Source organism: Streptomyces formicae (assembly GCF_002556545.1).
GTDB lineage: Bacteria > Actinomycetota > Actinomycetes > Streptomycetales > Streptomycetaceae > Streptomyces > Streptomyces formicae_A.
The window spans coordinates 9,076,074-9,090,114 of record NZ_CP022685.1; the positions used below are offsets into that span (position 1 = coordinate 9,076,074).

The 14,041-nt window shown below is 72.7% G+C and carries 12 protein-coding genes and 1 pseudogene; 6 read left to right on the plus strand and 7 right to left on the minus strand.

Features of this window, described 5'->3' with window-relative positions; all coding sequences use genetic code 11:
* Positions 1-26: 26 nt before the first annotated feature.
* Positions 27-1,637 carry an amidase gene (locus KY5_RS39085; protein ID WP_098246634.1) on the minus strand — a complete coding sequence of 537 codons (1,611 nt, stop codon included), beginning with the start codon at positions 1,635-1,637 and terminating at the stop codon, positions 27-29.
* A 233-nt stretch (positions 1,638-1,870) separates the two neighbouring features.
* On the opposite strand from KY5_RS39085, the gene KY5_RS39090 reads away from it, so the two are divergent.
* Complete coding sequence (locus KY5_RS39090; protein ID WP_098246635.1) at positions 1,871-2,764, plus strand: NAD-dependent protein deacetylase; 894 nt, start codon at positions 1,871-1,873, stop codon at positions 2,762-2,764.
* On the opposite strand, the gene KY5_RS39095 is transcribed toward KY5_RS39090, so the two are convergent.
* Positions 2,761-3,462 (minus strand): leucine-rich repeat domain-containing protein, encoded by a 702-nt coding sequence (locus KY5_RS39095; protein ID WP_324965821.1) that lies wholly within the window; start codon positions 3,460-3,462, stop codon positions 2,761-2,763. The two genes, KY5_RS39090 and KY5_RS39095, sit on opposite strands and share 4 nt — an antisense overlap.
* A gap of 22 nt (positions 3,463-3,484) precedes the next feature.
* Complete coding sequence (locus KY5_RS39100) at positions 3,485-4,057, minus strand: TetR-like C-terminal domain-containing protein (protein ID WP_098246637.1); 573 nt, start codon at positions 4,055-4,057, stop codon at positions 3,485-3,487.
* Between the two features lie 102 nt (positions 4,058-4,159).
* Here KY5_RS39100 and KY5_RS39105 point away from each other — a divergent pair, with 102 nt between their 5' ends.
* On the plus strand, positions 4,160-5,470 hold the full coding sequence (locus KY5_RS39105) for an MFS transporter (RefSeq protein WP_098246638.1): 1,311 nt from the start codon (positions 4,160-4,162) through the stop codon (positions 5,468-5,470).
* A gap of 55 nt (positions 5,471-5,525) precedes the next feature.
* A complete protein-coding gene (locus KY5_RS39110; RefSeq protein WP_098246639.1) occupies positions 5,526-6,326 on the plus strand; it encodes an alpha/beta fold hydrolase in 801 nt (266 codons plus the stop codon).
* A 246-nt stretch (positions 6,327-6,572) separates the two neighbouring features.
* Here the strand turns inward: KY5_RS39110 and KY5_RS39115 are convergent, their stop codons facing one another.
* Positions 6,573-7,259 carry a hypothetical protein gene (locus KY5_RS39115; protein ID WP_324965839.1) on the minus strand — a complete coding sequence of 229 codons (687 nt, stop codon included), beginning with the start codon at positions 7,257-7,259 and terminating at the stop codon, positions 6,573-6,575.
* A 131-nt stretch (positions 7,260-7,390) separates the two neighbouring features.
* Between KY5_RS39115 and KY5_RS39120 the strand changes: the two genes are divergently transcribed.
* Complete coding sequence (locus tag KY5_RS39120; protein WP_098246641.1) at positions 7,391-8,854, plus strand: hypothetical protein; 1,464 nt, start codon at positions 7,391-7,393, stop codon at positions 8,852-8,854.
* Positions 8,855-8,888: 34 nt separating this feature from the next.
* Here the strand turns inward: KY5_RS39120 and KY5_RS39125 are convergent, their stop codons facing one another.
* The 3 genes and pseudogenes from KY5_RS39125 to KY5_RS39135 all read right to left on the minus strand — a co-directional run.
* Positions 8,889-10,067, minus strand: a complete 1,179-nt coding sequence (locus KY5_RS39125; RefSeq protein WP_159072708.1) for a serine hydrolase domain-containing protein — start codon at positions 10,065-10,067, stop codon at positions 8,889-8,891.
* Between the two features lie 168 nt (positions 10,068-10,235).
* Complete coding sequence (locus tag KY5_RS39130) at positions 10,236-11,162, minus strand: NmrA family NAD(P)-binding protein (protein ID WP_098246643.1); 927 nt, start codon at positions 11,160-11,162, stop codon at positions 10,236-10,238.
* A pseudogene (locus KY5_RS39135) lies at positions 11,159-11,806 on the minus strand (polysaccharide deacetylase family protein); the annotation flags it as partial. The gene KY5_RS39130 and the pseudogene KY5_RS39135, both read right to left, overlap by 4 nt.
* Positions 11,807-11,959: 153 nt before the next feature.
* Here KY5_RS39135 and KY5_RS39140 point away from each other — a divergent pair.
* Both KY5_RS39140 and KY5_RS39145 read left to right on the plus strand, forming a co-directional pair.
* The gene (locus tag KY5_RS39140; RefSeq protein ID WP_098247784.1) at positions 11,960-12,310 is read left to right on the plus strand and encodes a winged helix-turn-helix transcriptional regulator; all 351 of its coding nucleotides are present in this window, start codon (positions 11,960-11,962) and stop codon (positions 12,308-12,310) included.
* Between the two features lie 492 nt (positions 12,311-12,802).
* Positions 12,803-13,921, plus strand: a complete 1,119-nt coding sequence (locus tag KY5_RS39145) for an ABC transporter substrate-binding protein (protein WP_098246645.1) — start codon at positions 12,803-12,805, stop codon at positions 13,919-13,921.
* The last annotated feature ends 120 nt before the right edge of the window (positions 13,922-14,041 follow it).

A 14,041-nucleotide genomic window follows, 5' to 3' on the forward strand; every position in this document is an offset into this window, starting at 1 on the left:
ATCGGCGCCCCCCCCCACGAGTCGGGTCAGAAACCCACGTCGGCCGGGCGATAGGTGGGCGGTCGGCGGACGCGGCTCGCCTCTTCGTAGGCGTGGGCGAGGCGCAGCAGGACCGGTTCGCTCCACGCCGTGCCCATGAAGGTCAGACCCACGGGAAGGCCGGAGGCGAACCCGGCCGGGACGCTGACCGCGGGGTATCCGGCGAGCGCGGCGGGTGTCGACGAGCCGCCGCCGTAGCTGTCCCCGCGGATCAGGTCGATCTTGGCGGGCGGCCCTGTGGTCGGCATGACGAGGGCGTCGAGACGGAACCGGCGCAGCACCGCGTCGATGCCCTCGGCGCGCGAGAGTCGGTGGTTGGTGGCCAGTGCCTCGCGGTACTCGCGTTCGGTGAAGTGCAGCCGCTGCACGGTCTCCAGGCCGTCCTGCCGGACGTAGCGCAGCTCGCGGTCGGCGTGCGCGCGGTTGAACGCGATCAGTTCCGCGAGGCTGCGCGGATGCTCGCCGGGCGCGTCGGCCAGGTAGGCGTTGAGCGCGCGCTTGATCTCGTACGCCTGCACGACCATCGAGCTCGGCAGGTCCTCGAGGCGCTCGGCGGTGGGGATGTCGGCGGGGTCCACGACGGTCGCCCCTGCCTTGCGCAGCGTGGCGATCGCCCGCTCCGCGATCTCGTCCGCGTGGTCGCTGTAGCCGAAGTACGTGGTGCGCGGTACGCCGATGCGGGCGCCGCGCAGCCCGTCCGCGTCGAGGAAGCGGGTGTAGTCGCGGAAGAAGTGCCCGCGGCTCGCCCTGGTCGCCGGGTCGCGGCCGTCGACCCCGACGAGCGTGCCGAGCAGGATCGCGGCGTCGCGCACCGTGCGCGCGATCGGCCCGACACTGTCCTGGCTGGGCACCCCGGGGATCACGCCGCCGCGCCCGACCAGGCCGACGGTCGGCTTGACGCCGACGACGCAGTTCGCGGAGGCCGGGTCGATGATGGAGCCGTTCGTCTCGGTGCCGATCCCGGCGACGCACAGACCGGCCGCGACGGCCGCCGCGGTGCCGGAGCTGGATTCGTTGGGCGACCGGTCCAGTTTGTACGGATTGCGGGTCTGTCCGCCACGGGCGCTCCAGCCCGCGTGGTGGGTGAGGGACATGCCGCCCGCCCACTCGCTGAGATTGGTCTTGCCGATGACGACGGCTCCGGCCGCGCGCAGCCGGGCGGCGACCGTGGCGTCCGCCGCCGGGCGCAGGCCCTCCAGGGCGAGCGATCCGGCTGTCGTGTGCATCCGGTCCGCGGTCTCCACCAGGTCCTTGAGCAGGACGGGAATGCCGTGCAGCGGTTTGCGCGGGTCTCCTTCGGCGTCCAGGCGACGGGCCTCGCGCAGGGCGTCGGGGTTGACCTCGATGACGGCGTTGAGGAGCGGGTCGAGGCGTTCGACGCGGTCCAAGTAGTGACGGGTGAGCTGTTCGGCGTCGAGCCGTCCGTCGGCCATCCGGCGCCGGAGCTCGGTGATGCCGAGCTCTGCCAGGCCCGTGCCGTCGGCCCCGGGGTCGTCGGCGGCGCGGGCGGGGGAGCGGGCGCCGCCGAGCCAGGGTGCGGCGGCCGCGGCGGTGCCGAGCGCGAGCACCGCGCGGCGTGGGGTGGTGATCCGGTTCATGGGGTGCGGCTCCTGCGACGGGACGGTCGGCACACGGGACGGTCGGCACACGGGATTCGGCGGGCACGGCGCGAGGTGGCCTCTCGGCGCGGGGCGCCCGCTCTCCGTACGCACAACACGCTAGGGGCGCCGACGGTGACTTCTCGCTGTGGCTGTCCCCCGAATCCTCGGTACGAACAGCCCCCTTGCGGATCGGGGGCCAGCCGGAACGCCCTATACGTACGCTGGTAGGCATGCGGACGCGACCCACCTTGACCTGGGAACCCACCGGCGGCCTCCCGCCTGCCTCGACCGACATCGGCGCCGTCGTCGACGCCGTGCGCGCGGGCGGGGCCGTGGTGCTGAGCGGCGCGGGTCTCTCCACCGAGTCGGGCATCCCGGATTACCGAGGGGAGCACGGCTCGCTGCGCAAGCACACTCCCATGACGTACCAGGAGTTCATCGGCGGCGAGTGGGCGCGGCAGCGCTACTGGGCCCGCAGCCAGTTGGGCTGGCGGGCCATGAAGCGGGCCCGTCCCAATGCCGGTCATCGGGCCGTGGCCACGCTCGCGGAGGCGGGCCTCGTCACCGGCGTGATCACCCAGAACGTCGACGGACTGCAACAGGCCGCAGGCGCGCGCGAGGTCATCGAGCTGCACGGGAGCCTGAGCCGGGTGCGCTGTCTGAGCTGCGGTCGCCTCAGCGACCGCGCGGAGCTCGACCGGCGGCTGCGGGAGGCCAATCCCGGGTTCGAGGCCGCCGCCGAGCGCTACCGCGCCGCGCGGGTCAATCCGGACGGCGATGTGGACCTGCCCGACGAGGCGGTCCGTGAGTTCCGGGTGGTGGCCTGTGCGGCGTGCGGCACCGGAGTCCTCAAGCCGGACGTCGTCTTCTTCGGCGAGAACGTTCCGCCCGAGCGGGTCGCCCGGTGCCGTCGCCACGTCGAGGGGGCCGCCGCGCTGCTGGTGCTCGGCTCCTCCCTGACGGTCATGTCCGGGCTGCGGTTCGTGCGGCAGGCGGCCGATAAGGGAACCCCGGTCCTGATCGTCAACCAGGGCCCCACGCGCGGCGACCGCTGGGCCACTCATCGCGTGGAGCTGCCGCTCGGGCGGGCGCTGGACGATCTCGTGGCGCGGGTCTGCCCCTAGAGCAGGACCACGCAGCCCTGCCGTTCGAGCCGCGCGAGGAGCGGCGCGGCAGGGTCGATGTCGTTCCAGCGCAGATCCAGTTTCTCCAGCGACGGCAACTCCGTGAGCCAGTCCGGGAGATGGGTGAGACGGTTGCCGCGCAGGTCGATCTGGCGCAGCGACGGAAGTCCGGCCAGGGAGCCGGGAAGCTCGGCGAGCGCGTTCTCGCGGAGGTCCAGGTGACGCAGCGCGTGGAGGCGTGCCGTCGCCGACGGCAGGCGCCGGATGGCGTTGCCGTGGAGCCAGAGCTCGCGCAGGCCGGTGAGTCCGCCGATCGAGGCGGGCAGCTCGGTGAGGTGGTTGTGCTGGGCTCGCAGCTCGATCAGGCCGGTCATCCCGCCGACGGCTTCGGGCAGGGCGGTCAGACGGTTCTCGCCGACGTTGAGGTAGCGCAGCCGGGTGAGATGTCCCAAGTCCTCGGGGAGTTGGGCGAGGCGGTTGTCGTGCAGGTAGAGGAAGTCGGTGAGTTCAGGCAGCTGCCCCACTTCCTCGGGGACCGCGGTGAGCGCGTTGTGGCCCAGGTCGAGCGTGCGCAGCCGCGTCAGCTTTTTGATCTCTGGCGAGAGGGAGGTGAGGCCGTTGTCCGCGAGGATCAACACCTGGAGTTCGGTGCGGCGCCAGACCGTGTCGGGGACCTCTCCGAGTCCGTGACGCCACAAGTTCAGCGTGTGCCGCACGGCTTCAGCTCGGCAGGAGGTGTGACACGAGGGCGCGTGCCCACTCGGGTGTGAGGGGCTCGTCGGTGAAGACGGCCCGGTAGTAGAGGGGGGCGAGCACGGCGTCCGTGGTGCGCTCCAGGGAGGGGGGCTGCCCGTCCCGCGCGCGTTCCCGTTCGAGTACGGCTTCCAGTTGCTGCTGGCGCTCTCCGCGGCAGGCGGCGGCGCCCTGTTCGCCGCCGATGCCGATGGTGGCGCGCACCAGGGCGAGGGTGTCCGGGTCGCACAGGTCCTTGGCGAGGTCGGACGCGTAGCGCTCCAGGTCCCCGCGGAGGCTTCCGGTGTCCGGCACCACGATGTCGCCGGAGAAGCGGCTGCTCGCGACGTCGGAGAGCAGCTCGCCGACGCTGCCCCAGCGGCGGTAGACCGTGGTGGAGTGCACGCCCGCGCGGGCGGCGACGACCGGGATCGTGAGCGGGTCGGTGGGGTCGTCGGCGACCAGTTCCTCGACGGCCCGGTGGACGGCCGCGCGGACTCGGGCGGAGCGGCCCCCCGGTCGGCTGCCGGTCTGCGGCGCGGGGGAATCAGTAGGGGACACCTCGCCAGTATCGCACTGATCACTGCGCTAGTAGTGCAGTGATCGCTGCGTTTGTGTTAGCGTCGGGCCCGCCCTTAACGCATAGATCACTGCGAGAGTGTCATGTCCCTTGACTCTGCTCCATCCGCTGACCCTGCTGACCCCGCTGTATCCGCCCGCCGGTCCGATGCCCCCGGCGCCCGGTCCGACGAAGGCACGAGGGCCCCGCGTCGCCTGCCGCGCGGGGCCGCCTTCCCCGGCGTCGCCGCCGTCTTCGTCGTCTTCCTCGCGGCCTCCAGCGTGCCGTCCCCGCTCTACCCGATCTATCAGCAGCGATGGCACTTCTCGGCGTGGGTGCTGACCGTCGTGTTCGCCCTGTACGTGGTCGGCCTGCTGGGCTCGCTGCTCGTCGTCGGGGCGCTCTCGGACCACCTCGGGCGCCGTCCTGTGCTCGCCGCGGCGATCGCCCTCGAGACGGTCGCGATGGTCCTGTTCCTCACCGCGGGGAACGTGACCGTCCTGGCGCTCGCCCGGGTGCTCCAGGGCATCGCCACCGGGGCGGCGACGACCACCCTGAGCGCCACCCTCGTCGACCTCGAACCACCGCACGCCCGTGGGCGCGCGGGCGTCATCACCTCGGTGTCCCCCCTGACCGGGCTCGCTCTCGGCGCCCTCGGTTCCGGTGTCCTCGTGGAGTTCGGCCCCGCGCCGACCCGGCTGGTCTACGCCCTGCTGCTCGGCGCCATGGTCCTTGCGGCGGTGGTCACCGCGCTCCTGCCGGAGACCTCCCCGCGCCGACCAGGAGCCGTCGCCTCCCTGCGCCCCAGGGCCGCGCTGCCCGCACACCTGCGCGCGGACATCGTGCCGGTGGTGCCCGCGATGATCGCGGGCTGGGCGCTCGCCGGTCTCTTCCTCTCCCTCGGCCCGTCCGTAGCCGCCCAGTTGCTGGGGCTGCACAGCCGCCTGGTCGGCGGCGTCGTGGTGACCCTGCTGGCGGGCACCGGGGCGCTCGCCGTCGCGGTCCTCCGCTCCCGCCCCGCGCCTTCGCTGCTCGCCCCCGCGTCCGCCCTGCTCGGTCTCGGCGTCCTGGCGGCGCTCGCGGGAACCACGGCGGACCTCGTCTGGCTCGCCGCCCTCGGCACCGTCGTCGCGGGCGTCGGCCTCGGCGCCTCGGTCCTCGCGACGTTCGGCACGTTCGCCCGGATCGCCGGGCCGCACGAGCGCAGCGCGGTCTTCGTCTCCGCGAACATCATCTGCTACCTCGGCAACAGCCTGCCCGCCGTGCTCGGCGGCATCGCCGTCACCACCCTGGGGCTGCGGACCGCCACCGAGATCTACGCGCTGACGATCGTCGTGATCGTCTCGATGGCCTTCCTCCTGCGCCTGAACCAGCTGCGCGCACAGCGCCGTGCCGTCGCGGCCCCGGTCAAGTGAGGCTCCGCGGACGTACCGACACGGAACCACCACTCGTACGAAAGAAGGAAACACCGTGACGACCACAAGCGGCAGGACCAGCAAGAACCTCACCGTCCAGCGATCGGACCACACCACGATCCGGTACACGGCCAGCGGCCCGGCCGATGGTTCCGTCCTGGTCCTCATCCACGGCTGGGGATGCGACCGAGGTGACTTCGACGAGGTCACCGGCCACCTGCCCGAGAACGCTCGCGTGCTGGCGGTCGACCTCGCCGAGCACGGCGCCTCACGGTCGGGACGGAACGTGTGGACCATGGAGGAGTTCGCCCGGGACGTAGCCGCGGTACTGGAGGCCGAGTCGGTCGCCACGGCCGTCGTGGCCGGGCACTCCCTCGGTGCGGCCGTCGCCGTCGAAGTCGCCCGACTGCTCCCCGGCACCGTCTCGCGCGTCGTCGCGCTCGACGGGCTGCACTACCTGTCCCTGTTCCCGGCGCAGAGCGAGGAACGGGCCGAGGCCCTCATCGGCGGGTTCCGCGACGACTTCCCCGCGGCGGTGCGCGGTCTCGTCGAAGGGGGCTCGCCGGCCGGGACGGAACCGGCCCTCGTGGACGCCTACTTCGAGAAGATGGTCGCCGTGCGCCAGCCCGCGGGCCTGCGTGCCATGGAGGGACTGGTGCGCTGGGACATGGACGCGGCGCTGCGTGAGACGAAGCAGCCGATCACCGTGTTCGCCATCCGCGACCTGGTGGCGCGAGAGGCCCTCGACCGCTACGGGGACCGTCTCGACATCGTGCTCGTCGACCTGGGCAGCCACCACTTCCCGGTGGAGGCCCCCGAAGCCACGGCCCACCTGCTGGCCGACATGCGGAGCTGACGCGGCATCGGTGCGGGTCGTCCCTGACAGGCGAGGCGGGTTACCCCGCGCGGCGCTGGAGTTCCGGGACGGTCCGTACCGAGTGGCCTCCGGGGCGTCTCCGTTCGGTGCGCCGTCGGGCGACCCTGGCGGTCGCCCGGGTGTACATGCCGAGCGGGAAGACGATGCACCACAGGGCCGGTTCGGCGCCGCTCCGGACGCGGTGACGCAGGTGACGCCAGGCTCCGGCCGCGATCAGCGGCGGGATCAGCAGCCGGGGAGCGCCTCGGTGTGCACGGCCACCTGGGTGCCGCAGAGCGTGCTGATCGCGACCGCCCCCATGGTGAGCCAGTAGGCGGGCGTCAGTAGTTGCGGGCCTGGCCGGTGGCGGCCCAGGCGCCATGCCACGGCAGCGAGAGTCGTGACGTAGAGAAGCACTCCGACCATCCACAGGGCGAGCGCGAAGGCGATCCGGGGAGGGCCGGGGGCCACGGCCACAAGGGCGATGCCGATCGACTGGAGTCCCACCACGCCCAGGAACCAGGTCCCGTCCGCGTGCGGCAGCGCCGAGCGGAACTCCCGGCGGAGCCCGGCGACGACGTAGGCCGCAATGACGACCCACCCGGTGCCCGTCAGGACCAGAAGACCGTACGAGACGACGCGCACCTGGCCCGCCCCGAGGCGAGCCGCCAGAACGCCGCTCGCGGCCACGAGGGTGAAGTGCCCGAACGCGCGCGCGGGGTCGCGCAGTTCGGCCAGCAAGCGATCCGTGTACCGGACGGCTTTGACGGCGAACCCCGCCAGCAGCGCGACGTGGAGCAGCGCCGCGGCGACGAAGAGGGCCTTGCCCGCGGTCACCGCGTGCGCTTCGTTCAGGGCGCGGGCGACGATGCCGGTGGCCATGACGGGGGCGAAGCAGGCGGGCGGCAGGTCCCGGCACCGCTCGGCCGACAGGAGACGCGCGGTCGAGCGGGCCGGGAATTCCTACCTCCTTCTCACCCGCGCCAGGAAATCCCCTTACCCGGCTCCGCCAGCGTGTCGCCATCGCCCGTGACCCGTGGGGCACCGCCGAGGGGGAGGGGACCATGACCACAACCGTCGTCGTGGAGCGGCGCCCGGCCACGCCCGTCGGCGTCCGCCGACCGCGCCGGGTGCCCTGGCTCGCGCTCGTGGCCTGCGCCTACGCCGCCGTGCAACTCGCCCTGGTCGTACCGCACACGGCGCACGTGCTGGGCTGGGACGAGACCGTCTACGTCTCCCAGTACGACCCGAGGGTCCCGGCCGCCTACTTCAGCTCCCCGCGTTCCCGGGGCGTCAGCTTCCTGGTCGCTCCCGTCATGGCCGTGACCGACTCCGTCCTCGCTCTCCGCATCGTGCTCGTCGTGCTGTCCGCCGCGGCCCTCTACGCCGTCTTCCGCGTCTGGCGGCCCCTGCTGGGGGACGTCACCACGGCCCTGGCCGCGCTGCTCTTCGGCGGCCTCTGGAGCGCCCAACTCGCCGGTTCCCAGGCCATGCCGAACCTGTGGGTCGCCTACGGTGCCGTCGCCGCCGTCGGCTGGTTCCTGCGCGCCCCCGGCGAGCCCCGGGCCCACTGGTGGCTGGCGGGCGTGCTCCTCGCCACCACGCTGGTCCGCTTGCCCGACGCGGGCTGGCTCGCGCTGCCCCTGCTGATCGGCGCGGTGTGCTTGCGCGCCCGTCGGCGTGCCGTGCCGTTCGTTCTGGGTGGCATGGCGGTCGGTGCCGTCCAGTGGGTGGCCGAGGCGTACGCGCGCTTCGGGGGGATCGGGGAGCGGCTGCACCGCTCCAGCACGACCGAGGGCGGCATGGCGTTCCACGTCAACGTCGCCCACGCCTGGCACAGCCTCAACGGTCCCCAACTGTGCCGCCCCTGCACGGTCCCGCTCACCCGCCCCGAACTCACCCTGTGGTGGCTGGCGTTGCCCCTCCTCGCTGCCCTCGCGCTCGGGCGCGCGGCGCACGACCGGAAGGCCCGACCGCTCGCGGTCACCGCCCTGCCCCTGTCCTGCGCCCTCTCCCTCGCCTTCCCCTACCTCTTCCTGATCACCTACTCAGCCCCTCGGTTCCTGCTTCCGGCCTACGCGCTCCTGAGCCTCCCCGTGGCCGCGCTCGTCACCCGCGCCGTATCGGCGGGCCGTCGAGCGGCGCCCCTCACGGCACCGATCTGCCTGGCCGTGAGTGCCCAACTCGCCACCCAGGCGGCCCTGTTGCCGGGAGTCTCCGCCGGCGTCGGCACGGTCTCCGCGCGCTACCAGGCGGCCGCGCACGCCCTGAACTCCCTCGGCGTACGCCCGCCGTGCCTGATCACCGGGCCGAGCGCCCTGCCGGTGGCGTACGACGCGGGCTGCGCCTCCGCCGAAACGCGCGGGAACAACGCCTCGATGAGCAGCGGCGCCCTGCTCGACCGCGTGGGCCGAGAGCCCTTCGCCGTGCTCGTCCCCGAGGGGCGACAGCGGCCGAGGTTCGCGCGGACCTGGACGCCTCATCCGCTGCCGGGCACACGATGGACCGCGTACGTGCCTCGCCGGTGACGGGCGTCGCGGGCCGATGGCGCGGATCAGCCGCTCAGGACGACGGGCAGAAGGCGGCCTCCACGGCCTTGCTCGCGTCGATCGTCGCCGCGCTGGGCTTGACGCTCAGGGTGAACGACATCGCGAACTGGCGACGGCCGTCCGCCGAGTAGAAGGTCAGGGCGATGGAGCCGGGAGCTGATCCGCCGGTGATGGAGAAGTCGTCGCCGCAGCGCCCGCGGACTTCGGCCCGCAGGCCAGGGGCGACGGGCGGCCGGTCGGTCAGGATCCGTTGGAGTTCCGGAGGCAGCAGCTTGCCCTGGGCGAACGCCCGGTTGAAGGCGCTCACGTCGTGCGCGGTGGAGACCACCGCTCCGGCCCCCGCCCCGGCGAGGCTCGCGTTGAACCGGTCCACGTCGCGCGGCGTGCCGTCGGCGTCGGGGTAATAGCCGTGCCCGTGCGGGCCCTTGACGCCGTCCGGCGGCTTGACCATGAGGGAGGTCCTGGTCATCTTGAGCGGGCCGAACAGGTGCCTCTGCAGCTCGGTGGCCAGGGTGTGGCCGGTCACCCTCTCGATGATCATGCCGAGGAGGGTGTAGTTGGTGTTCGAGTAGGACCACGTCTCGCCCGGTTCCCCGGTCCTGGGCCGGGCACGGCTCCACGTCACCAGATCCAGCGGCCGGTAGGGGGTCGTGAAGTCGAACACGTCGAACGCCGGGTCCACCTCGCCGCCGTCGGGGTTCGGCTCGTCGGCGTACCAATCGGGAATGCCGGAGGTGTGCCGGAGCATCTGCCGCACCGTGATCTCGTCGGCCCGCGTCACCAGGTCCTTCTCCACCACCTCCGGCAGCAGGTCGCCGAGCTTGTCATCGACACCCAACTCGCCCTTCTCGACCAGGCGCAGCACCACGGTGGCCACCATCTGCTTGGTCTGCGACCAGATCCGGAAGCGGGAGTCCGCGGGGATCTTCCCGCCCTTGCCGTCCAACAGCCGCGAGCCCGCGCTGCCCGTCCCGACGAGCCTCCCGTCGACGTAGGCGCCGCCGACGACGCCCACGATCCCAGGAACCTCGGCCAGCTCCTCCATCGCTTCCTGCACGGTCATCGCTTCCTGCACGGTCCCGACTCGCGCCGGGGCGGCGGTGGCGGGCCCGCCCTGGGCCGTCATCAACAGGGCGACACCGGCGGCCAGACCGGCCCGCCCCAGCGGCGGACGCATGCTCTTACGGGGCACGACGCGCTCCTCTTCGTGATCACGTTTCGAAGCCGGGGGTCCTGCCCTCGGCACGGACCGCTGTGGTCCGCGCTCTCATCGAAGGCGGGAGAGCGTTGCGGTGACGTATGCGCTTTTCGATACGCCTGCGATACACCTGCGATACACCCGGTTCCGAACGGTGGGTGGTCATCCCGTCCATCCGGTGTGGTGCAGCCAGTCCTCGAAGGTCATCAAGTCGGGGTGCAGGCGGCGCAGGAGGGTGAGGTCACGGTCGCGGGCGCAGAGGTCGCGGTCGGCGAAGAACTGGAACATCGCCGCGTAGTCGTGGCCGAAGTCGGGGACGGCGGCGCGCAGTTCGTCGTGCGGCATCGGGACGTAGGCGCTGGGGGTGCCCGTGACCCGGGCGAAGGCGGCGGCGATCTCGTCGCCGGTGAGGCTGTCGCCGATCACCGCGAGGTCGCGGGCGCCCCAGGACTGCCAGTCGTCGAACATGTGGCAGGCGAACCAGGCGATGTCGTCGAGGGCCACGAGCGGGTAGCGGGCGGCGCCGAGGGGGAGCCGGAAGGTCAGGCCGCCCCGGCCGTCCGGTCGCGGGGCGAGCCGGTCCCGCAGGTTCTCGAAGTACGGCGCCGTGGTCAGCACGGAGACGTGGTCCGTGTACCAGCCGTCGGCCTCCTTGCGGAGCATCTCCTCCGACCGCATCAGGCCGATGTGGGCGGCGACGGCGGCTTTGCTGTCGAAGTGCGGGACGGGGTGGCCGGTCAGGGACACCGCGCTGTCCAACGACGACCAGATGAAACGCTCCACCCCGGCCCGCGCCGCGGCGGCCAGCAGGTCGAGCCCTTGCCGATACTCGCCCACGGCGCTGCCCGTCGCGAAGAAGTCGGTGTTGGCGAACACGCGGTCGGCCCGGCCGATCAGGGCCTCGACGCCCGCCGGGTCGGAGCGGACCAGTCGCACGCGGTCGGGCGCGGCGGCCGCGAGTTCGGTGGCGCGGGCGGACTCCGGGCGGCGGGTGGGGACGGTGACGGTGGCGTCGGTGGTGGCCAGCAGGCGACGGATCACGTGGCTGCCCATGGCTCCGGTGCCGCCGACGACGAGGACGTGGGTCATGGCGTGTTTCCCTGGTGCGTCAGGACGTGTTCGGCCGCCTGGGCGTGGGTGGCGACCCACACGTCGTCGGAATCGCGGAGGTGGTCGAGGATCTGGCCGACCATGCCCGCGAGGAGCGGTCGGCCTCCGACGTGGGCGTGGACGGTCAGGTGGAAGACGCCTGGGCCGGGGGCTGCGAGCAGCTGGTCCAGCAGCTCGCGGTGCAGGTCGCGATAGGCGTACGGCCCGGCAGCGGTGTCACGGACGTCGGAGTGGTCGCTGTGCATGAGGGAGACCAGAGGGCCGTGCGCGGTGGGCAGGACCTGCGGCAGGTCGTGGTCGCCGTGGTCGCCGGTCCAGCGGTAGCCCGCCTCCGCGAGGAGGCCCACCGTGTGTCGCGAACCGGTGGCGCGTGGACTCATCCACCCCGTCGGGCGCACGCCGGTGACGCGGCGCAGGACGTCGGTGCAGCGACGGATGTCGGCCCGCTCGGCGTCGACGTCGAGCAGCGCGGGCACCACGTCCTGGGCCCAGGAGTGAGCGGCGATCTCGTGCCCCGCCTCGTGCGCGGCCAGGACGGTCCCGGGGTGCCGCTCGGCCACCAGGCCGTTGACGCCGACCGTGGCGGGCAGGTCACCGAGGACGTCGAGCAGCCGCCAGACGCCGGTGGTGACGCCGTACTCCGCCCAGGGACCTTACGCCCGCCCGGCCAGTCGATCTCTTCCCTCATGCGTTTCCCCTGCTCGGTAGCTTCCGCGGAGGACGCTAGTGAGCCGGCAGGTACCTCCGGGTTCCTGGCGTCGGGCTACCGTCGGGGCATGCGTGAGTACTCCGGCAGCGTCTTCCTCGCCGACTGTCCGGCCCGGCTGGCGATCGAGATCATCGCCGACAAGTGGACGGCGGTCGTGTTGTTCGCGCTGAGCCGAGGACCGTGCAGGCACGGCGAGTTGGTCGACCTGATCGGCGGGATCTCGCGGAAGGTGCTGACCCAGACGCTGCGGCGGTTGCAGGGGTACGGCCTCGTCGACCGGCACGCCGAGGCAGGGAAAATCCAGTACGCGCTGACCGACCTGGGCCGGACGCTGGTCAAGCCAATCGGCGCGCTGACCGAATGGGCTCACGAGCACGGCGCGGCCGTGGTGGGATTCCAGGAGTCCGCGACGGACTGACAACGCCGGGGCGACGTCAACGTGCCGCGTCAGTCACCGCGCTCTCCGCGCACATCGAGCAGTTGAGCGCCCTGGAGGAAGCGGTGCCTCGCTCGCCAGGCGGGCGATGTCCTTCCATACCGCCACGTTCTCGCGCAGCGCGTCGGCGAGTTCGTTGGCGACGCCGGTGCCGTCCGTGAGGGGGCGTCGAGCCCTGACCTCCGGACGCGCGCCCTCGCTCGCCGAGTTCGGACATGCTCTCCAGCATCTGCTGCTAGATCTAGTGCGCGTGGATCTGAAGGGCCGTCACCTTGTCGCGATCCGAGATTCTCAGGTGCCGAAGACGCGTGTCCGGCGTCGGCCGCAGGAGTGCCCGAAAGTCCCTTGGCGTTCAGCGCAGGCGTTCAGTGATGGCGTCCGCCAGGGCTGCACAAGCGGGGCGGAGGCTGCGTCTGATAGCAAGGGCGGCGTCAACAGATCCGGATCATCACGTCACACGGGAGACGACGCGGAATGCACAGGGATACGAGGCCATCGCCACCTGGCGCCGAGCGCGCTGATGAGACACCCGTCCGGATCGGCGTGCTCGTGCCGTTGACCCGGCCCGGCTGGGTCGAGGCCGGTCGGCACCTGCTCGCCGGGCTCGAACTGGGCGTGCGCGACGTCAACGGCTCCGGCGGAATCGCCGGACGGCCCATCGAACTCCTGGTGCGCGACACCGCCGCCGATCCCGAGAAGGCCGCGGCGGCCGTGGACGAACTCGCCGCGCTGGGCGTGGCCGCCGTGGCGGGCGAGTACCACAGCGTCGTCGCCCGCGCCGCCGCCACCAGGGCCGACGCACTCGGCCTGCCGTTCCTCTGCTCGTCGGCCGTCCTCGACGAACTCACCGAGCAGCCCACGGAGTGGGTCGCGCGCCTCGCCCCTCCGCAGTCCCGTGGCTGGCGGATCTACGCCGACTTCCTCCTCGGCGCGGGCCACCGCCGGATAGCCGTGGCGGCCCAGCGGAGCGTCTACTGGGCGGCCGGAACCCGGATCCTCCGCGACCACCTGACCCCACGCGGCGGCACCGTCACCGAACTCGACATGAGCGCGCTCACCCCCGCCGCCCTGTGCGACGCGCTCGCCGACCAGCGCGCGACAGCGCTGCTCCTCCTGGTCGGCGTCCCGGACCCGGCGATGCCGATCGTCACGTCCGTGCGCCGCGACCCACGCCTGACCGAGGTGCTGATGGGCGCTCCCGCCGGGCAGCCGGAGTTCGCGCCGTGGGCGGCGTCACTCGGCGACGACGGCGTCGGCATCCCGTTCCTGCGCTACCTGCCCGAGCGCCTCACCCCGCTCGGCGAGCGCGTCGCGACGGGCCTGCGCGAGCGGCTGGACGAAGCGCCCTCCTTCGTGGCCTTCGAGGGGTACGACACGGTCGCCGTCCTCGCCGATGTGCTGCGCGCGCACGGCGCGGACCGGGCGCGCATCGCGGCGGCCTGGCCCGGCGTCGCCGTCGACGGCACCCGAGGGCGGATCGAGTTCGCCCGCGCGCCGGGCATCAGCGTCCTGCAATGGGCCGGGGCGCCGGTCCAGGTCGTCGATCGTGACCCGGCGGAACCCGAGCGCTTCCGGATCCTGCACGCGGGCTGAGGGCACGTACCGGATCAGCCACAGGGCCCGCCACAGGGTTCGTCCCGGGCCACCGACAGCGTCGCGTAATCTCGTCCGCGGATACGAATGCGCTCGGCCGCACCCGTTCTAACCTGCGGA

Bases quoted from the DNA above. Each gene is read 5' to 3' on its own strand.
- KY5_RS39120 (WP_098246641.1), top strand. From the start codon at position 7,391: ATGACCACAACCGTCGTCGTGGAGCGGCGCCCGGCCACGCCCGTCGGC.
- KY5_RS39140 (WP_098247784.1), top strand. From the start codon at position 11,960: ATGCGTGAGTACTCCGGCAGCGTCTTCCTCGCCGACTGTCCGGCCCGG.
- KY5_RS39090 (WP_098246635.1), top strand. From the start codon at position 1,871: ATGCGGACGCGACCCACCTTGACCTGGGAACCCACCGGCGGCCTCCCG.
- KY5_RS39085 (WP_098246634.1), bottom strand. From the start codon at position 1,637: ATGAACCGGATCACCACCCCACGCCGCGCGGTGCTCGCGCTCGGCACC.
- KY5_RS39130 (WP_098246643.1), bottom strand. From the start codon at position 11,162: ATGACCCACGTCCTCGTCGTCGGCGGCACCGGAGCCATGGGCAGCCAC.
- KY5_RS39145 (WP_098246645.1), top strand. From the start codon at position 12,803: ATGCACAGGGATACGAGGCCATCGCCACCTGGCGCCGAGCGCGCTGAT.
- KY5_RS39105 (WP_098246638.1), top strand. From the start codon at position 4,160: ATGTCCCTTGACTCTGCTCCATCCGCTGACCCTGCTGACCCCGCTGTA.